Origin of the sequence: Streptomyces cirratus, from assembly GCF_014650775.1 — a bacterium.
Lineage (GTDB): Bacteria > Actinomycetota > Actinomycetes > Streptomycetales > Streptomycetaceae > Streptomyces > Streptomyces cirratus.
In genome coordinates, this window is record NZ_BMVP01000008.1 from 117,582 (window position 1) to 135,134 (window position 17,553).

Annotated in this window: 12 protein-coding genes; 7 read left to right on the top strand and 5 right to left on the bottom strand. The window is 71.8% G+C overall.

Going from position 1 to position 17,553, the window contains the following annotated elements:
* The first annotated feature begins 237 nt into the window (after positions 1-237).
* The 3 genes from IE207_RS33810 to IE207_RS20920 all read left to right on the top strand — a co-directional run bounded on the left by IE207_RS33810 (position 238) and on the right by IE207_RS20920 (position 6,308).
* The gene (locus IE207_RS33810) at positions 238-4,509 is read left to right on the top strand and encodes an nSTAND1 domain-containing NTPase (protein ID WP_190185787.1); all 4,272 of its coding nucleotides are present in this window, start codon (positions 238-240) and stop codon (positions 4,507-4,509) included.
* Positions 4,510-4,585: 76 nt separating this feature from the next.
* Positions 4,586-4,957, top strand: a complete 372-nt coding sequence (locus IE207_RS20915) for a CU044_2847 family protein (protein WP_190185788.1) — start codon at positions 4,586-4,588, stop codon at positions 4,955-4,957.
* Between the two features lie 253 nt (positions 4,958-5,210).
* Positions 5,211-6,308 (top strand): MerR family transcriptional regulator, encoded by a 1,098-nt coding sequence (locus tag IE207_RS20920; protein WP_190185904.1) that lies wholly within the window; start codon positions 5,211-5,213, stop codon positions 6,306-6,308.
* A gap of 116 nt (positions 6,309-6,424) precedes the next feature.
* On the opposite strand, the gene IE207_RS20925 is transcribed toward IE207_RS20920, so the two are convergent.
* Positions 6,425-7,084: a TetR/AcrR family transcriptional regulator gene (locus IE207_RS20925; RefSeq protein ID WP_229873857.1), complete on the bottom strand. Its 660-nt coding sequence runs from the start codon at positions 7,082-7,084 to the stop codon at positions 6,425-6,427.
* A gap of 114 nt (positions 7,085-7,198) precedes the next feature.
* Between IE207_RS20925 and IE207_RS20930 the strand changes: the two genes are divergently transcribed.
* A complete protein-coding gene (locus IE207_RS20930; protein ID WP_190185790.1) occupies positions 7,199-8,242 on the top strand; it encodes an aldo/keto reductase in 1,044 nt (347 codons plus the stop codon).
* A 330-nt stretch (positions 8,243-8,572) separates the two neighbouring features.
* On the opposite strand, the gene IE207_RS20935 is transcribed toward IE207_RS20930, so the two are convergent.
* The gene (locus IE207_RS20935) at positions 8,573-10,012 is read right to left on the bottom strand and encodes a multicopper oxidase family protein (RefSeq protein ID WP_190185791.1); all 1,440 of its coding nucleotides are present in this window, start codon (positions 10,010-10,012) and stop codon (positions 8,573-8,575) included.
* Between the two features lie 710 nt (positions 10,013-10,722).
* On the opposite strand from IE207_RS20935, the gene IE207_RS20940 reads away from it, so the two are divergent.
* Positions 10,723-11,484, top strand: coding sequence for a MerR family transcriptional regulator (locus IE207_RS20940; RefSeq protein ID WP_190185792.1), 762 nt, complete (start codon positions 10,723-10,725; stop codon positions 11,482-11,484).
* Between the two features lie 295 nt (positions 11,485-11,779).
* Here IE207_RS20940 and IE207_RS20945 read toward each other — a convergent pair whose 3' ends face one another.
* The 3 genes from IE207_RS20945 to IE207_RS20955 are packed head-to-tail and all read right to left on the bottom strand — an operon-like array spanning position 11,780 to position 13,899.
* A complete protein-coding gene (locus tag IE207_RS20945) occupies positions 11,780-12,073 on the bottom strand; it encodes a DUF1330 domain-containing protein (RefSeq protein ID WP_190185793.1) in 294 nt (97 codons plus the stop codon).
* A 33-nt stretch (positions 12,074-12,106) separates the two neighbouring features.
* The gene (locus IE207_RS20950) at positions 12,107-13,540 is read right to left on the bottom strand and encodes an MFS transporter (RefSeq protein WP_190185794.1); all 1,434 of its coding nucleotides are present in this window, start codon (positions 13,538-13,540) and stop codon (positions 12,107-12,109) included.
* Positions 13,537-13,899, bottom strand: a complete 363-nt coding sequence (locus tag IE207_RS20955; RefSeq protein WP_190185905.1) for a MarR family winged helix-turn-helix transcriptional regulator — start codon at positions 13,897-13,899, stop codon at positions 13,537-13,539. The genes IE207_RS20950 and IE207_RS20955 overlap by 4 nt, the downstream gene beginning before the upstream one ends.
* Before the next feature lie 351 nt (positions 13,900-14,250).
* Here IE207_RS20955 and IE207_RS20960 point away from each other — a divergent pair, with 351 nt between their 5' ends.
* Entirely contained in the window at positions 14,251-15,756 is a 1,506-nt protein-coding gene (locus IE207_RS20960) for an amidohydrolase family protein (RefSeq protein ID WP_190185795.1), read from the top strand.
* Between the two features lie 166 nt (positions 15,757-15,922).
* Complete coding sequence (locus tag IE207_RS20965) at positions 15,923-17,506, top strand: FMN-binding glutamate synthase family protein (RefSeq protein WP_190185796.1); 1,584 nt, start codon at positions 15,923-15,925, stop codon at positions 17,504-17,506.
* Positions 17,507-17,553: the final 47 nt, after the last annotated feature.

Consider the following 17,553-nt stretch of genomic DNA (forward strand, 5'->3'; position numbering starts at 1 on the left):
CCGGCTCCCGAGCCACCGACTCCGATAGGTTGCGCCCTGCCCGCAACGCCTCTTCGCCTGCTTCACCGCCGTCTTTCCCCCGCCCGTAAGGCTCGCGCCGGCCGCTCGGAGGCCGTCTTCGGCTCGCCGACGGAATCCGGACATCCTCGCTTCCTTCCGTTGCCCGGCTGGTACGGGTGTTGCCCGAGGCGCCGGTGTGCCGGATGCTGGCCCGAGCCTGGGAATCGGGGGGAATCCATGGCCGCGGTACGCGGAAGCGGGGTGCTCGACGCCTCGCAGGTACGGATCAGGGGCGCCGACGGGGAGGTCGTGGGCGCAGGCTTCCTCGTCGCTCCGGACCTGGTGTGCACCTGCGCCCACGTCGTCGGCCAGGCCCGCGGCCCGGCATCCGTCCCGGACCCCGCAGCAGGGTCCGTGGACCTTGACTTCCCGCTGGTCGAGGGCCGGCCGGCGGCCCGGGCGCGCGTGGTGTCCTGGCGCCACGGCGGCCATGACGTAGCGCTGTTGCGGCTTGAGGCACCCGTGGCGGGGACGCGACAGGCACCGCTGGTGGACGGTACCTCGGTCTGGGGACACACGTTCCGCGCGCTGGGCTACCCGTTCGGAGCCGACCACGGCATCTGGGCGTCCGGGGTGCTGCGGGCCGGGCAGGGGTCCGGCTGGGTGCAGATGGAGGTCCGCGGGAGCGGTCCGGCCGTCGTGGGCGGGTTCAGTGGATCGCCCGTGTGGGACGACGCCCAGGACGGTGTGGTCGGCATGACGGTCGCCGCACACCAGGGCGACCGCACCGCCTACCTGCTGCCGTCCGCCGATCTGGTCGACGGTCGGATGCTGCGTCCGCGCTGTCCGTTCCAGGGACTGGCCCCCTTCGCCGAGGACGGGGCGGAGTTCTTCCACGGGCGCGACGACGACATCCGGCGGGTCTTCGGGGCGGTGTTGCGACGCCCGGTCACCCTGGTCGTCGGCCCCTCGGGATGTGGTAAGTCCTCACTGGTCAGGGCCGGGGTGCTGCCGAAGGCGCGGGGCGCGGGGATGGACGTCTCCGAGCTGCGCGCGGTACCGGGCGCAAGGGCCGCCGCGGTGCTGGCGCGGGCCCTGTCCGACCTGCTGGACCCCGCACCCGGCGAGGTGGAACGGCTCGCCCGGGCCGAGGAGCTGGCCCGACTGCTGGAGGCGGGCCGTGACGTTCCGGCCGAGCTGCGGGCCCGGCTGCTGGCCCGGCCCGGCGCCGCCCCCGCCGGTCACCTGCTCTTCGTGGACCAGCTGGAGGAGTACGCGGTCGGTGCCCCCGACGACGCCCGCGAACTGTTCCGGCTGCTGGCCGCCCTCGCGGGCCGGGAGGGCGGCATGCTACTGCGGGTGGTGGCCACCGGGCGCCCGGGCTCGCTGGAGGCCCTGGTGACCCCGGAGACCTCCGAACTGGCGGGGGAGGCGGTCGAGTTCCTCGCCGCTCTGGCCGGTGACGCCCTGGAGCGGGCGGTTACCGAGCCGGTCGCCGCCGAGCCCGGGCTGTGGTTCGAGCCCGGGCTGCCCCAGCGGATCGTCGCGGACGCCGGTGACGCGCCGGGCCGGATGACGCTGGTGCAGTTCGCGCTCACCCGGCTGTGGGAACGCCGCAGCCGCTCGATGCTCACCCATGCCGCCTACGACGAACTGGGCGGGGTCGCGGGCGCCCTGGTCGGGTACGCCGACGAGAGCCTCGACGCCCTGACGGACCGGGAGCGCCGTTCCGCCCGACGGCTGCTGGTCCAGCTGGCCCGGCCCGAAGGGGACGGTTTCGTGCGCAGACCCACCCGGATCGGCGAGCTGCCTCCCGAACTCGCCTCGGCAGCCCGGGAGCTGGCGCCGGGCAAGCTCGTCGTCCTCTCTCCCGCCCCGGACGGCTCCGGTGAGATCGTCGACCTCGCGCACGAGTCCCTCACCCGGCTGTGGCCCCGCCTGCGCCAGTGGCTGACCGACACCAGAGAGTTCCGCACCTGGCAGGAACAACTGCGGACCGACCTGCGGCGCTGGGAGGCCCACGGCCGGGAGGCCGCCCGGCTGCTCGGCGGCACCGACCTGGCCGAGGCCCAGCGCCGCCTCGCCGGCCATCCGGACGACACCACCCCCGAGGAAACCGACTACGTCCGGCTGAGCACACGGGCGGCCCGGCGCGGCACCCGGATCCGACGGACCGCCGTGGCCGCACTCGCCGCACTGACCGCCCTCGCGGTCGTCCTCGCCCTCCTCGCCTGGCAGGGGTTGCAGCGAACCGAAGAACAGCTGCGCGTCCAGGCGGCCGGCCTCCTGGCCCAGGCGGCCGACGACATGCCGGGCGGCGAACCGGCCACCGCGCTACAACTCGCACTCGCCGCCCGGAGTACCAAGCAGACCGCCAAGACCGCCGAGGCACTGCTGCGGCAGTACGTACGCCATACGGACCTCCTGCACGCCTACCCTTCCGTCTGGGAGGGGAACGTCAGCGGCATGGACGCCACCCCGGACGGCCGGACCCTGGTGGTCGCCGCCAGACCGGCCGGGGGCGGCGACCGGTACGTGTTCACCCTGGTCACCGGCGCGCTCGACGGCCCGATCCGGACCCGCAGGCTGGGCGGCGAGGTCCAGGCCAGGTACGAGAGTGCCCTCAGCCCCGACGGACGTCTCTTCGCGGTGTCCTCCCCGGACTCGATCCGGCTGTGGCACCTCGACAGCCCCGAGCACTCCGAGACGCTCGAGCTCCCCGTTCGTGAGATGCCCCAAGACGTCGGCAGCTCCGTCGACTTCAGCTCGGACAGCCACCGCCTGCTGCGCACCCTCACCGACCACACGATGGCGTGCCACAACGGCACCCAGCCGTGCGTACCCGCGTTCGCCGACGCGTGGGAGGTGCCCTCCGGCCGGCGCCTCACCGTCGCCGCCGACCTGCTGCCGCGGACGGGCGTGGACGCGGTCGCCTTCACCGGCGACGCCGACACGGTGGCCATGGGCTACTCCGACCCCAAGTCCCCACAGCTGACGGTCAAGGAACTCGCCACCGGCCGGACCCTCTACACCGCCGGCCCACCCGCCGACGCGCACGATGAGATGTCGGCGGCCCTCAAAGCAGGTGGTGAGCTCGTCGTCTGGACCGAGGGCAACCGGACCTACAGCCGCCCGCTGGGACGCACCCCGGGGGCGGTCACCGAACTGCCCGCGTTGACGGCCCGACAGGGCAGCGAGGCATCAGGCGCCTACGACCAGTACTCGCCCGGGCTCGTTTCCGACTCGGACACCCCTGGAGGCTACGCGGACGTCGGCCTGTTGGAGCTCCGTACGGGCCGGTACTTCACGACCCGCCTCCCCAACGCCGGCAACGCCCCGGGCGCGCACGGGGCCGTCGCCGCAGCGCCGGCACCAAGAGGTGGGCTCGTCGTCCTGGTCCCCATCGGAAACTCGCTCATGGTGGTGGGCGCCGGACCCGCGGGCACCGAACGGTTCCAGGACGGGGGCACCAGCGACGGGGAGTACGCCCTGGCCCCGGACCGCAGCGCCATCGCGCGCCTCACCAGCGACTCCCTCCAGGTGCTGGACGTTTCCCGTACCCACCGCCGTTCCGTGGCCCTGCCGGCCGACAAGGACGGCGCACGGGTCAGCTGGACCGCCGACGGCCGGTGGATCGTGGTCTGGCGGCGAGACGACGGTCTCTTCCGTGCCTACGCCGCGGCGGACCTCGGCCGGAGCGTGGATCTGCCCCGCCTCCTCAAGAAGGACGTTGTCAGCGACAGCCTCGTCGGCCTCCAGGGCTCGGAGATGGCCCTGCTCGGGTCGGACGGAACGGTGGCCCGCCTGGACGCGGCGACCGGAGCGGTCCTCACCCCCGCGTTCTCCGCCCAGGAGAACCCTGACGACGTCGACCGCATGCGGGACACGTTCGGCGAAGGCCGGATCGTACCCAGACCCGGACACCCGGGCCAAGCCGCCGTCGTGAGCCGGGCGGCATCCACGAACGGCGAGATAGGCCTGTGGGACCTGCGCACGCAGAAGCGCTTCACCGCCCCCCTGCACGGCCTGGCGGTGGGCACTTCGAGCACGCAGCAGCACTGGCACGGCGACACTCTGGTCTTCAGCGCCGACGGGACCCGGCTGGCCGTGAAACAGGGAGACGGCCGGATCCCCGTCTGGGACGTCGACGCCGGAAAGCAACTGCCCGACCCCGTCACGGTCCCCACCCTGACGAACCTGGTCGGCTTCGGGCCGGACGGCACCCTGCTGACCTGGGGCGCCAAGACCCTCACCGTCCATGACCCGGCGCACGGGACGGCCGTCACCGCCGAGGTGAAGCCGGTCTACTCCATCGACGTCAACACGGCGAACGCGGCGATCACGGCGGACGGCCGACTGCTGTTCGAGGACGGGGAGCGTGCCCGCGTGCTGGACCTGCGGCCGGACGCCCAGTTCCGGGCGCTGTGCGCCGCCGCAGCACGCGATTACACCCCGGCCGAACGGAGGCTGCTCCCGGACGGGACCCCGTCCCGCGCCCCGTGCGCCTGACCCAGGCATGCCACGATTTTGTAACCGATCACTGGAACGCCGGGTCCGTCCCGTCGTCCCGCACGACGATTCCCCCATGACCAGTACCGAGGACATCAGCGAGAACATCGGCCTGGAGGACGGCTCCACCGTCCGGTTCCTCCTCTCGGGCGCCCCCGCGGCGGCCGCCGCGCCCGGTGGGGCCCTCGGGCCCGTCGTTCCGGTTGGCAGACGGGCCGACGCGGTCGCCGCCTTCGCCACCGACGCGCTTCGCTCCACCCTGAAACCCCTCGGCGCCCTCGTCCGCGAGGTCCACTCCTCGATGACCTCCGTACCCGTGCCGCCCACCGAGGTCACCGTCACCTTCGGCATCCAGCTCACCCAAGACCTCCAACTGGGCATCGTCAACGGCAACAACCAGGCCCACCTGACCGTCACCGCCACCTGGACGCCGCCGGCGGGCGACTGACCATCCGCACAGATCCCGGCCGGACCACGGGAGGGGGGCGAGGCGGTCCGGCTCGGGCAAGCACGACTGCTGTACGGGGGCGGCAACGCGGCACGCTGCCGGATTCCCTCCTCGACGTCGGGCAGTGCGCGGCGGATCCCGGCGGCGGTCTGTCGCGTTCGGCTCTTGCTGCCGTGCGTGAGGTGTGCGTGAGGTTCTTGACCCTCACGTGGCGTCAGGCTGCATAGTCGAGGGCGTGGAGGATCACTGGACCGTGGGGCGCGTGGCCGAGCTGGCCGGCGTGAGCGTCCGCACGCTGCATCACTATGACGAGATCAGACTCGTTCGGCCGTCCGCGCGGACCGCGGCCGGGTACCGGGCCTATTCGGCTGCCGACGTGGAGCGGCTGCGGGAGGTGCTGGCCTACCGGCGGCTGGGCTTCGGGCTGCGGGAAGTTGCGGAACTGGTGGGCGATCCGTCCACTGACGCGGTCGCGCACCTGCGCCGACTGCGCGGCCTGCTGCTGGAGCGGCGTGATCGCGCTGATGCCATGGTGGCGGCCATCGACAGGGAACTTGAGACACGGGCGAAAGGACTGGAGGTGACACCGGAGGAGCAACTGGAGATGCTCGGGGCACGGCTGTACGACGCCATCGGCGGCGCGTATACCGCGACACGGCGTACCGATCCGCGGATCGCCGCGCAGATCTGGGACGCGCTCGGGGACGCGCAGACGGTGCTGAACGTCGGGGCCGGCACCGGCTCCTACGAGCCTGCTGATCGCAACGTGACCGCGGTGGAGCCATCGGCGGTCATGCGGGGGCAGCGCCCTCCCGGGTCGGCGCCGTGCGTGGCCGCCGCCGCGGAGAGCCTGCCGTTCGAGGACCAGTCCTTCGACGTCGCGATGGCCGTATCCACCGTTCACCACTGGGGAGACCCGAAGGCGGGGCTTCGCGAGATGCGGCGCGTGGCCCGCCGCGTGGTGGTGCTGACCTTCGACACCGACGAGCCCGGATGGCAGGACCGGTTCTGGCTTACCCGCGACTACCTGCCCGAGTTCGCCGTAGTCCTGGCGGATTTTCCCCCGCTTGCCGCAATGGCCGACGCGATCGGCGCCCGCGTGGAACCGGTGCCCATTCCGTGGGACTGCGCCGATGGCCTGTTCGAGGCGTACTGGCGCCGACCGGGGGCGTATCTGGAGGATCACGTGCGCCGTGCGATGTCGGTGTGGACGAGGGTCGGGCCGCAGGCCGAGCAGCGGGCGGTCCGAAGCCTTGGCGACGACCTCGACTCCGGCCGGTGGGCCGAGCGCAACGGCGACCTCGCCGACCTCGACGCGGCAGATCTCGGCCTCCGCCTGCTCATAGCGTGACCGCCCGGAGGCCGGCGGTGTTCCGGCCGGGCCCAGCGGGGTTAGCCCGGCCTTCGGCGGTGCGGTAGGGACGGCAGGAGCGTGTACGCGGACGGTGCGGCCGGAAGGCCCGGCGCTCACGGACTTCGTACGAAGGCCCCGGCGCGGCCTGCCGCTGCGGCCGCCTCGGCCGCCCGCCGGGCCGCGGCTTCGTCCAGGGGAGCGTCCGTGGTCAGCAGCCGGTAGTACAGCGGGGCGGAGACGGCCCGTACCATCTCGGCGGCGTCGGTGCCCTCCGGCAACTCCCCCCGTGCGACGGCCTGCTGGACGCAGGGTGCCCATTCCGCTACCCGGACCTCGTAGAAGCGGTGCAGGGCCTCTGCAGTGCGGGCGTCGCCGGCGGCGGCCGCGATGACGGCTTTGAACAGGGGGCCCTGGCGCGGGTCGGACAGGGTGCGCCGAACGAGCCGGGCGTTGGCCAGCAGGTCCTCTTCCAGCGAGCCGGTGTCGGTGCGGGGGAGGGACTGCTCGGCCATGTCCGTCAGCAGGTCGGCGACCAGGCCGCCCACCGTGCCCCAGCGCCGGTACACGGTGGTCTTGCCGACCTCGGCCCTCCGGGCGACTTCGGCGAGGTCCAGACCGTGGAAGCCCTCTTCGGCCAGCATGTCCCCGGCCGCCTCCAGCACGGCGGCCCGCACCCGGGCCGTCCGGCCCCCAGGGCGCACGGTCCCGGGCTCGGCGGCCCTGCCCCACCCGGTCCCTGCATCCCCTGCGTCCCGTGAGCCGTCTGCGGGCATGGGGGCATCACTCGTCATAACGGGTCCCTGGTTCCATTAGTGCTCGTCAACTGTTACGTTGAGGGCATCTTAATGGGTCTGCGATCCCATTACTGTTCGTGGCAGGAGTCCATCATGGAATACAGGCAGCTCGGCGCGTCCGGCCTCAAGGTCCCCGTCCTCGGTTTCGGCGCCGGCACCTTCGGCGGCCGGGGTCCCGTCTTCGGCGCTTGGGGCAGTACCAATGCCCAGGAGGCGCGCCGACTCGTCGACATTTGCCTCGACGCCGGCATCACCCTCTTCGACACCGCGGACGTGTACTCGGCGGGCGCCTCGGAGGAGGTTCTCGGCCAGGCCGTCAAGGGCCGCCGCGACCAGGTGCTCATCTCCACCAAGGCAGGGCTGCCGACTGGAGACGGCCCTGGCGAGTACGGCACCTCCCGCTCCCGCCTCATCGGCGCGGTCGAGGACGCCCTGCGCCGGCTCGGCACCGACCGCATCGACCTCTTCCAACTCCACGGTTTCGACGCCGCCACTCCCGTGGAGGAGGTGCTGTCCACCCTCGACCAGCTCGTCCGCTCCGGCAAGGTCCGCTACGTGGGCGTATCCAACTTCGCAGGCTGGCAGCTGATGAAGTCCCTCTCTGCCGCCGACCGGAACGGCTTCCCCCGCTATGCCGCCCACCAGGTGTACTACTCCCTCGTCGGCCGGGACTACGAGTGGGAGCTAATGCCCCTCGGCCACGACCAGGGCGTCGGCGCGATCGTGTGGAGCCCATTGGGCTGGGGCCGCCTCACCGGCAAGCTCCGCCGCGGCCGCCCGCTGCCCGCCGGCAGCCGGCTGCACGCTACCGCCGACTACGGCCCGCCTGTGGAGGACGACTACCTGTACGACGTGATCGACACCCTCGACGAGGTTGCGCAGGAGACGGGCCGGACCATCCCCCAGGTGGCCCTCAACTGGCTGCTGCGTCGCCCGACCGTCTCCACCGTCCTCGTCGGCGCCCGCGACGAGAACCAGTTGCGGCAGAACATCGGCGCCGTCGGCTGGCAGCTGACCGCCGAACAGGTCGCCCGCCTCGACGCCGCCAGCCACCGCCCGGCGCCGTACCCGTACTTCCCGTACGAACGCCAGGAGGGCTTCGCCCTCCTCAACCCGCCGATGACCGCCCGCAACTGACCACCCGGGGCCCGGCCCCCGCCGAGGCCCACGAGTCCCACATGCCCCGCCACGGGGGATCGGTGAACATCTCGAACGGCGCCATCACCCGCCCGAGCGCCGCGACGAGATCATCCCGCGCAGCCGCAGGCAGCAGGCCGGCCCCTCTCGTACCAGCGCGGCCGCCAGAGGTCGAAGACTTCGTTCCCGTCGGCGGGTCGGCTGCGGCCGCACGGCGGACGTGCTCGTCCGGGCCCGCCTGCGGTTCGACGGGGGCACGCCCGGTCGGATCGAAGGCCGCCGGCGCCCGCACTTCCGGGTCCTGGTGCCCGAACAGGTGCGCCAGGCCGCTCACCGCTTGACGTAGTCGATGGTCTGCATCATCCCGAGGTCTTCGTGGTGGAACTGGTGGCAGTGGGCGATGGTGCGACCGATGAAGTCTTCGTACCGGGCCAGGAAGGTGACGGAGTCGCCGGGAGTGCCTCCGGCCAGGCCGACGGTGTCGTGCCAGACCGGAGGATCGAGCCGCCGGCCGTTGCGGTGAGTGACCAGGAAGGGGTTGGTGTGGAGGTGGAAGGGGTGGTTGTGGGGCGGCAGGGTCTCGTCGGTGCGGACCGTCCACCGCTCCACGGTCCCCAGGCGCAGCGTGTGGTTGACGTATCCGGGGTCGAAGAGGCCGTAGGCGGGATCCCGGGTGAGGTCTGCGTCCGGGCCGGCGGGGGGTGTCGCTCCGGTGCCCAAGATGCGGAAGGCGTTGGGGAAGGTGCCGGGGAAGACGCCCTGGTCGGCGTGGAAGAGCACTTTGCGGTCCGCGCCCGGGTCGGTGAGGTCCTGCTCGTTGAGGAAGGGTCTGCCCGGCGGCAGCGCGGTCGGCAGCGCCATCGGCGGGACGACCGGCTCGCCCGCGACCTCGATCGTCATCAGCGCTCCGGACACGCCGTCGGCCCGCAGTTCGTACCGCCCGGGGGTGCCGCCGCGGATGAGTACGTCGGCGCGGTTGCCCATGGCCAGCTCCAGACGGTCCAGGGTGACGGTCCGGGGGAAGGTGATGCCGTCCTGCGCGATCTGGTGCATCGGCAGGCGCGCGCGGCTCCCGGCAACTTCGAGCCGCAGGGAGGTGAACGCGGTCGCGGCGACCAGCCGCCACCGCTGGACCGCCCCGGGACGCAGTTGCAGGGTGGGGTTGACGGCGCCGTTGACGGTGAAGACGGACGGGACGCCGGTCATCCAGTTGCCGGAGGTGAAGGCGGGGACCTTGCCGTCCTTGACCTTGAGTTCACTGATGCAGACGACGATGTCGGCGGCTGCCTTGATCTCGGGGACCTCGTCCACGTCGCCTTCGACGATGATCACTCCGGCCATACCGCCCGCGATCTGCTCGGCGGTGGATCCGTGCAGGTGCGGGTGGTACCAGTAGGTGCCGGCCGGATGCCCGGCCGGGACGTGGACGGTGGTCGTGTACCGCGGCTCCGGGCCGCCGGCGGCGACCTGCCGGGCGGTGCGGGGGGCGAACTCACGCAGCACGTTGTCGGCGTGCCCGGACGGGGAGACGTGCATCCCGTGTGTGTGCAGGTTGAAGCTGTTGGGATGGTGGGGGATGTTGTGACCGCCGTCGTGCGGAGGGTTCGGCGGCAGCCCGTTGACGTGCGTGAGCCGCAAAACGCCACCGCCCCGCACGCGCAGGGTCGGCCCCGGGATCGCCCCGTTGTACGCACGGGTGGTGATGCGGCCGTGGCCCGGTACGGTCACCTCGGTGAACCGGACGTCGAGCGTCTGCTCGACCGACGGCACCGTCGGACCGTGCCCCGGCCGCGAGCGCGCCACGGCCGGCTGCGGGAACGGCACCGAAACCGCCGCATGCCGTCCGGTCCGAAGCCCGTGGTGTGCCGCCGCGAGGCCCGCGGCGGGGATGGCCTTGAGTACCGATCGACGACTCACTCCGCCAATGTCTTCCATGGCCGGACAATCTAGATCAGAACATCCCAAACTTTCCGGATGGCGAACCAGTTGCAATCGCTCGGTTTCGTGACAGTGGTGTGAGGGACACCGCGTGTTCCCGGCGGAGGTGGAGCCGATGGCCAGGGCGGGTGGGGCTGCGGTGGCGTGCCGGCCCCGTCGGCACCTCGGCTTCCCCGACCCGGTGGTCGGCATGGACCCGCACCCGCGGTTCCACCGCCGCCAAGTGTTCCCCCGGCTCCACACGACAAATGTGTGTGCCGCCAGTTCGCCCGTGGCGGGGTGGGCCCGGTGGGCTGGAGGACCTGGACACGCCATTAACCGCCTTCCGGGTAGAGCTGGAAGTGCTCCCCTCCGCCTCGCGACTCCTGCGCGACGCTATCGTCGTCGGTCAGTCGATGCCGGGGGAGAGTTGGCGCGGGCGGTTCATTCCGGGACGGCGATCCGTGTGGTGTGCCGGGCATGGCGGGGAGGTTGACTTTGCCGTTGCGTCAACTTCTACGGTCGTGTGTGGCCGGAGGGTCCGGTCGGGATGGGAGTCGGTGATGGCCTGGTCGATCGCGGAGGTGGCCCGGATGTCGGGTGTGACGTCGCGGACGCTGCGCCATTACGACGAGGTGGGCCTGTTGCCCCCGGCCTGGGTGGGGGGCAACGGCTACCGCTATTACGAGGAAGGCGAGTTGCTGCGGTTGCAGCAGATTCTCGTGATGCGGGAGTTGGGCCTGGGGCTGGTGGAGATCGGGGCGGTGCTGGCCGAGCAGGTCGACCGGGTGGAGGCGCTGCGGGCGCACCACCTGCGGCTCATGGCCGAGCGGGACCGCCTGGACACGCTGGTCCGTACCGTCGCCCGCACCATCGCCGAGCTTGAGGAAGCAAAGGGCATGGACGACATGACGAAGATCAACAGGCCGGAGAACCTGTTCGAGGGGTTCGACGGCACACGCCAGTCGGATGAGGCGCGCGAGCGGTGGCCGCAGGCGTGGGAGCAGTCCCGGCAGGTCATCGAGACGCTGACCGCTGAGGACATGGAGCAGTGGCAGCGTGAGGTGACGGCGCAGATGATCCGCATCGCGGAGTTCATGGCGGCCGGCACGCCGGTGGCCGATCCCGCGGTGCAGGCGGAGATCGACGCCCACTACCGGGGTGTGTGCCGGTTCTGGACTCCGAACGCCACCGCCTACAAGGGAGTGGGGCAGACGTACGTAGAGGATCCGCAGTTCCGCCAGAACTTCGACAAGATCGCCGAAGGCCTGGCCGTCTACCAGCGCGACGCGATGGTCGCCTACGCAGACAGCCGCCTGAGCTGATGCGCGGGCTTGGCGAGGAGGCTGCAGACCCCCGGCACGTCATTGGTTCGGTCCACGGCAGGGTGTCCTGCGTGGATTGCTGCCGTTCCAGCGGGTACGAAGGTCTTCGCTGACGACCACAGTCGCGTTCGATTGGCGGGCGGGAGGTTGCGGCAGCGCAGGGGACCGCCGCAACCTCCCATCGCCAGCGACGGACATTGCTCACTTGTCAAACACTCCGCCCGGCGCACCGTCAGCGCCGCAGCGAACCGGATGCCTTGCTCTGAGCTTCAGTGAAGATCCGACCGGACCTCGGTCAGCCGATGCCTTCGACGATGCGGAAGTCGCGCTCGACGCCGTCGGAGAGGGCGACCAGCGCCTCCTGGTAGGCCGCACTCTCCCGCGCCGCGACGGCCTGCTCGAAGCTGTCGAACTCGATCAGGATGGTGCGCTCGGCGATTCCGGCGTCATGCGCCACGACCCGGCCGTCACGGGCGAGGACCCGACCGCCCCCTGCCGCGACGGCCGGACCGGCCAGCTTGTTGTAAGCAGCCAGCTTCTCGGGGTCTGAAATGGTGCGGTAGACGCTGACCCAGTAGCCCTTGGGCATGGAACCTCCAGTGTGGGGATGAGTGCATCCGACTTACGGGTTGGTCTCGGACGAGCGTCGGCGGGCGAGAGCGAGGCTTGTCAGCGTCGTGATCGCCATCGCGCCGATGCCGACCAGCGCCGCGGTGGTGTAGGCGCTGTCGTCGGGGAAGAGATGGCCGGGGCCGGTGCCCGCGGTGAGGATCAGGCCGCCGATGGCGCTGCCCAGGGAGTACCCGACGCTGCGGACGACGTAGTTGAAGCTCATGGCGCTCGACGTCTCGCTCTTGGGGGTGACGGCCAGGATGGCGCCGGGCATCGCGGCCGAGAAGCCGCCGACGCCGAAGCCGAGCACGCCCATCGCCGCGAACAGTTCGGTCAGGTCCGACCGGGCCGCCGCGAACAGGGCGAACCCGCCCCCGACCACGACGGCGCTGCCGGCGAGGAGCAGGGGGTCGGCGATCCGGGTCCGGACCCGCGGCGTGAGCTTGCCGGCGACGAACCCCAGCACCGAGAACGGGATGAGGACCAGCCCGGCGACGAAGGTCGTCAGCCCGAAGCCGTAGCCGGCACCGTGCGGCGTCTGCGCGTACCGGGTGATGAGCGTGAGCAGGAGGTACATGCCGATCCCGCCGACGAACATGGCGAGGTTCGCCCCGGCGACCGCCGGGTGCCGCACCGCCCGCACATCGACCAGGGGCGTCGTGCTGCGCAGCTCGATGACGGCCCAGGCGCAGAGCAGCACCGCCGCGACGACGGCCAGGCCCGCCGCCACGGCGAGGTGCCGGCTCCACAGATTCCGTTCGCCGGCGAGGAACAGCACCAGGAGCAGCGCAGCGGCCAGGACGACCGCGCCTGCCACGTCCACGTGGGCGGAGCGGCCTTCGGGGGCTTCGGGCATGGAGCGCCACGCAGTCAGGAGGGCGGCGGCGGTGACGACCAGGCCGAGGCCGTAGGCGGCTCGTACGCCGCCGAGCTCGGCGAGCAGTGCGGCCAGCGGGTAGCCGACGCCGGCTCCGATGATCGAGACCACCGAGATCAGGGCGATCACGGCCGCGCTCCGCTCCTCGGGGAGGTGGTCCCGGGCCACGCCCATCATCAGCGCCGTCAGTCCCAGCCCGACACCCTGGGCCGCCCTGCCGGCCAGCAGCCACGCGAACGGCAGCGGCAGCACGGTGAGCGCACTGCCGGCGACGACGACCGCCAGCGTGACGAGGATCGTGGCCCGCCGGTGCGGGCCGGCTCCGAGCCGGCCTAGGACCGGCGTGGCGACGGCGCCGCTGAGCAGCGCGACGGTCAGCGTCCACTGCGCGCTGCCGAGCGAGACGTGGAACGAGGTCGCCACGCTGGTGATGAGCGGCGTCCCGAGGCTGGCGACCGCCGCCACGACCAGAGCGATGAACATCAGGGCGGGGACCAGCAGCCGTGCCTCGGAACGCGCCACCGGTAACGTCTTCACCTCGACCCCGTCGACCGGCTGCCCGGTCACTGCTTCGGCCCTTCGTGGTCCTTGCTTTCGAGCTCCGCCAGATGCCTCAGCGCCGGAAGCGCCGCCACCAGCGCCTCGACCTCCTCGCCGGTGAGCTTGCCGATCAACCGCTCGAACGCGCGGACGCCCGCCTGGCGTCGCGTCCGGACGTAGGAGGCGCCGGCCTCGGTCAGGCACACCAGCGTGACCCGCTTGTCGGACGCGTCGCCCCGCCGCTCGACCAGGCCGGACTCCTCCATCACCCGGACCAGGGCGGTCATCGCGGGCTGGGTGACGCCCTCGACCGCGGCCAGATCGGTGATGCGCCGCGGGCCGGTCCGGTCCAGGGTGGCCAGGGTGGCGGCGGACGTCAGGCTCATGTCCCGGGGCAGGCGTCTCACGGCCCTGGTGGCCAGGCCGTAGAGGGCTGCCCCGATGGCGGCGGACGCGCCAGGAACGGTGTCTTGGCGACTCACGCTCGAAGCATAGCAATTTTATATTCACAGTTTATGGAAATCGGGGACAGACAGAGCCGGTGGGCGCGGACCCGTCGGACGTCGTCCGACAACGGGGTTCGGGTTCCGGCGAAGCGTACTTCCACAAAATGTTGACCGGCATCTATCGGAAGGCTTCGCCAGGGCGCACCATCCAGGTATCCGCAGGGCATCTGACGCATCGTCGGCCCGGCGGGTGTGACCTGCCTGTCCTGTGCCGTCGGGAGGTATCACGACATGGACCAGCTCAGCGACTGTCCCGCCACACCGGCAACCCGGCCGGCCGCCCCCACCCCCGCGCCGACGCCCGCCGCGCCCAGCCGGCGCGGCGTCCTGACCGGCCTGGGCCTGGCCGCGGCCGCCCCCTTCGCCCTCGGCGCCCGGCAGGGCCGGCCGAGCACCGTCGACGCCCGGGGGACCCGGCCGGACGACCGGGCCCCCGGCGACAGCGCGCCCGTCACCCGGCCGACCGTCCTCCACAACGCCTCCCTCGCGCTCACCATGGACCCCGCGCTGGGCGAGGGCCCGCTGGGTCTCGTCGAGCACGCGGACGTCCTCCTCGGCGACGGCGTCATCACGGCCGTCGGTACGAATCTCCCCAGACCGCCCGGTACCAAGGTGATCGACGCCTCGGGCAAGCTGCTGCTGCCGGGGTTCGTGGACGTCCACACCCACCTGTGGCAGTCCTCGATGCGCGGCGGCTGCGCGAACAGCGACCTGTTCGGATGGCTGGCCGACTGCAACCGGGCGACGTTCCCCCGCATCACCCCGGCGGACATGTACCGGTTCGTACGCCTGGCCGCCCTCGACACCGTCCAATCCGGTGTGACGACCCTCGTGGACTGGGTGGACGCCATCCCGTACGACACCACCGTCCAGTACGTACGGGCCCTGACCGACACCGGCGTGCGCTTCGCCTACGCCATGTTCCAGGCCGAGGAACGGGCCGAACTCCTGACCCGGGCGAAACGTGAACTCATCGACCCGGCCCCCCTGGCCTCGGCGCAGATCGCCACGCACGCCGCGCGGGCCATCGAAGGCCTCAACCGGGTCCACTGGGAGATCGCCCAGGACCTGGGAGTCATGCTCAACAGCCACGTACTCGAACGCGCCGAACAGCGCGCGGACGACCCGATCGGGGTGCTGGGCGACATCGGCGCGCTGGGCCCGCGACTGCTGATGAACCACGCGATCCACCTGAGCGACGCCGAGATCGACCTCGTCGCCGCGCACGACGTACGCGCCGCGCACTGCCCCCTGAGCAACATGAGGCTCGCCTCCGGGGTCATGCGGCTGTCGGACCTCGGCCGGCGGGGCGTGAAGGTCGGACTCGGCCAGGACGGCGGCACCAACGACACCTCGGACTTCTTCACCCTGATGAAGACCGCCATCGGCCTCCAACGGGCACGTTCCCTGCACGCCGACGTCTTCCCCGAGGTCCAGGACGCGCTGCGCTCCGCCACGCTCGGCGGCGCCGAGGCGATCGGCATGGCCGACAGGATCGGCTCGCTGACCCCCGGCAAGAGGGCCGACCTCATCATGATCGACCCCGCCACACTGAACTTCGCCCCGCGCTTCGACTGGGTCAGCCAGATCGTCTTCAACGGCCGCCCCCAGAACGTGGACGCCGTCTTCGTCGACGGGCGCCCGCTCAAGCTCGACGGCCGCCTGGTCGGCGTCGACACCGAACGCGTCGTACGAGAGGCCGAAGCAGCCGCAGGCCGCCTGCGGCACGCCGCGTGACGTGCGGCGACGGGCACAGCGCCGGCCCGGGCCGCTCCGCGCGGGAGCCCCCGCACCGCAGCCCCGGCGCGCGTGCGGCACCAGAACCGCGAGCGGACACCCCCGGGTGACCGACGGGACACCCCTCGGGCCGATTGCCGGGCGGACATCGGGACACAAGCGCGGCGTGCTGAAGATACTCCTGGTGATCCTGATCGGCTCGGCGGCGGTGCTCGCCGCGGTCGCCGCCGTGCTCTCCTCGCCCTGGTGGTGGGCCGTGGCCGCACCCCTGCTGCTCCTCGCCGTGACCGCCCTACACGACCTCGTCCAACGGCGGCATTCGGTCCTGCGCAACTACCCCCTGCTGGGGCACATGCGGTTCGCCCTGGAGGCGCTGCGGCCGGAGATCCAGCAGTACTTCGTCGAGCGCAACTTCGACGGCCGCCCCTTCGACCGTGACACCCGCAGCATCGTCTACGAGCGGGCCAAGGGAACCGACGCCGAGGAACCGTTCGGCACCGAACTCGACCTCTATCGACCCGGCAGCGAATACCTCGTCCCCTCCATGGCACCGCGCCCGGTGGCCACCGACCCGCCCCGGGTACGGATCGGCGGACCCGACTGCACCCGGCCGTACGACATGGCCCTCCTGAACGTCTCCGCGATGAGCTTCGGCTCGCTGTCCGCCAACGCCGTCCTCGCCCTCAACGCCGGCGCGCGAGAGGGCGGTTTCGCCCACGACACCGGCGAGGGCGGCCTGTCCGAGTACCACCTGCGCCCCGGCGGGGACCTCGTGTGGGAGATCGGCACCGGCTACTTCGGGTGCCGCACCGACGACGGCGGCTTCGACGAGCGGAAGTTCGCCGAGAAGGCCGCGCACCCCCAGGTCAAGTGCGTGTCCCTGAAGATCAGCCAGGGCGCCAAACCCGGTATCGGCGGCGTGCTGCCCGGGCCCAAGGTGAACGCGGAGATCGCGAAGGTCCGCGGCGTGCCGCAGGGGGAGACCGTGATCTCGCCGCCGTACCACCGCGTGTACTCGACCCCGCGCGAGCTGGTGCGCTTCCTGGCCCGCATGCGCGAACTCGCCGACGGCAAGCCCGTCGGGTTCAAACTCTGCGTCGGCTCGCGCCGTCAGTTCCTCGCCGTCTGCAAGGCCATGCTGGAGGAGGGCGTCACGCCCGACTTCATCGTCGTCGACGGGGCGGAGGGCGGAACGGGCGCCGCGCCCCTGGAGTTCGCCGACAACGTCGGCCTGCCGCTCGGCGAAGGACTGATGACGGTGCACAACGCGCTCGTCGGGGCCGGACTGCGCGACCGCATCCGGATCGGGGCCTCCGGCAAGGTGGCCACCGGCAGCGACCTGGTCAAACGCCTCCTCCAGGGCGCCGACTACACCAATGCGGCCCGAGCCATGATGTTCGCGATCGGTTGCATCCAGGCGCAGCGCTGCCACACCAACACCTGTCCCGTCGGCGTCGCCACCCAGGACGAGAGGCGAGCCCGCGCCCTGGACGTCGACGACAAGTCGCAGCGCGTCCGGCGCTACCAGGAGGCGACCGTCAAGAGCGCCCTGCAGATCATGGCGTCGATGGGCGTCGAGGACCCGGGCGGTCTGCGCCCCCACATGCTGATGCACCGGGTGGACCCCCACACCGTCCGCTCCTACGCGGAACTCCACGACTGGCTCGCCCCCGGAGAACTCCTCGCATCTCCGCCCGAAGGCTGGGCAGGCGACTGGGCGGCGGCCGATCCCGACCGCTTCACCAGCTGACCAGGCCCTCGAACGCCGAGGGCCCGACCCCGACCGGAGGGCACCCC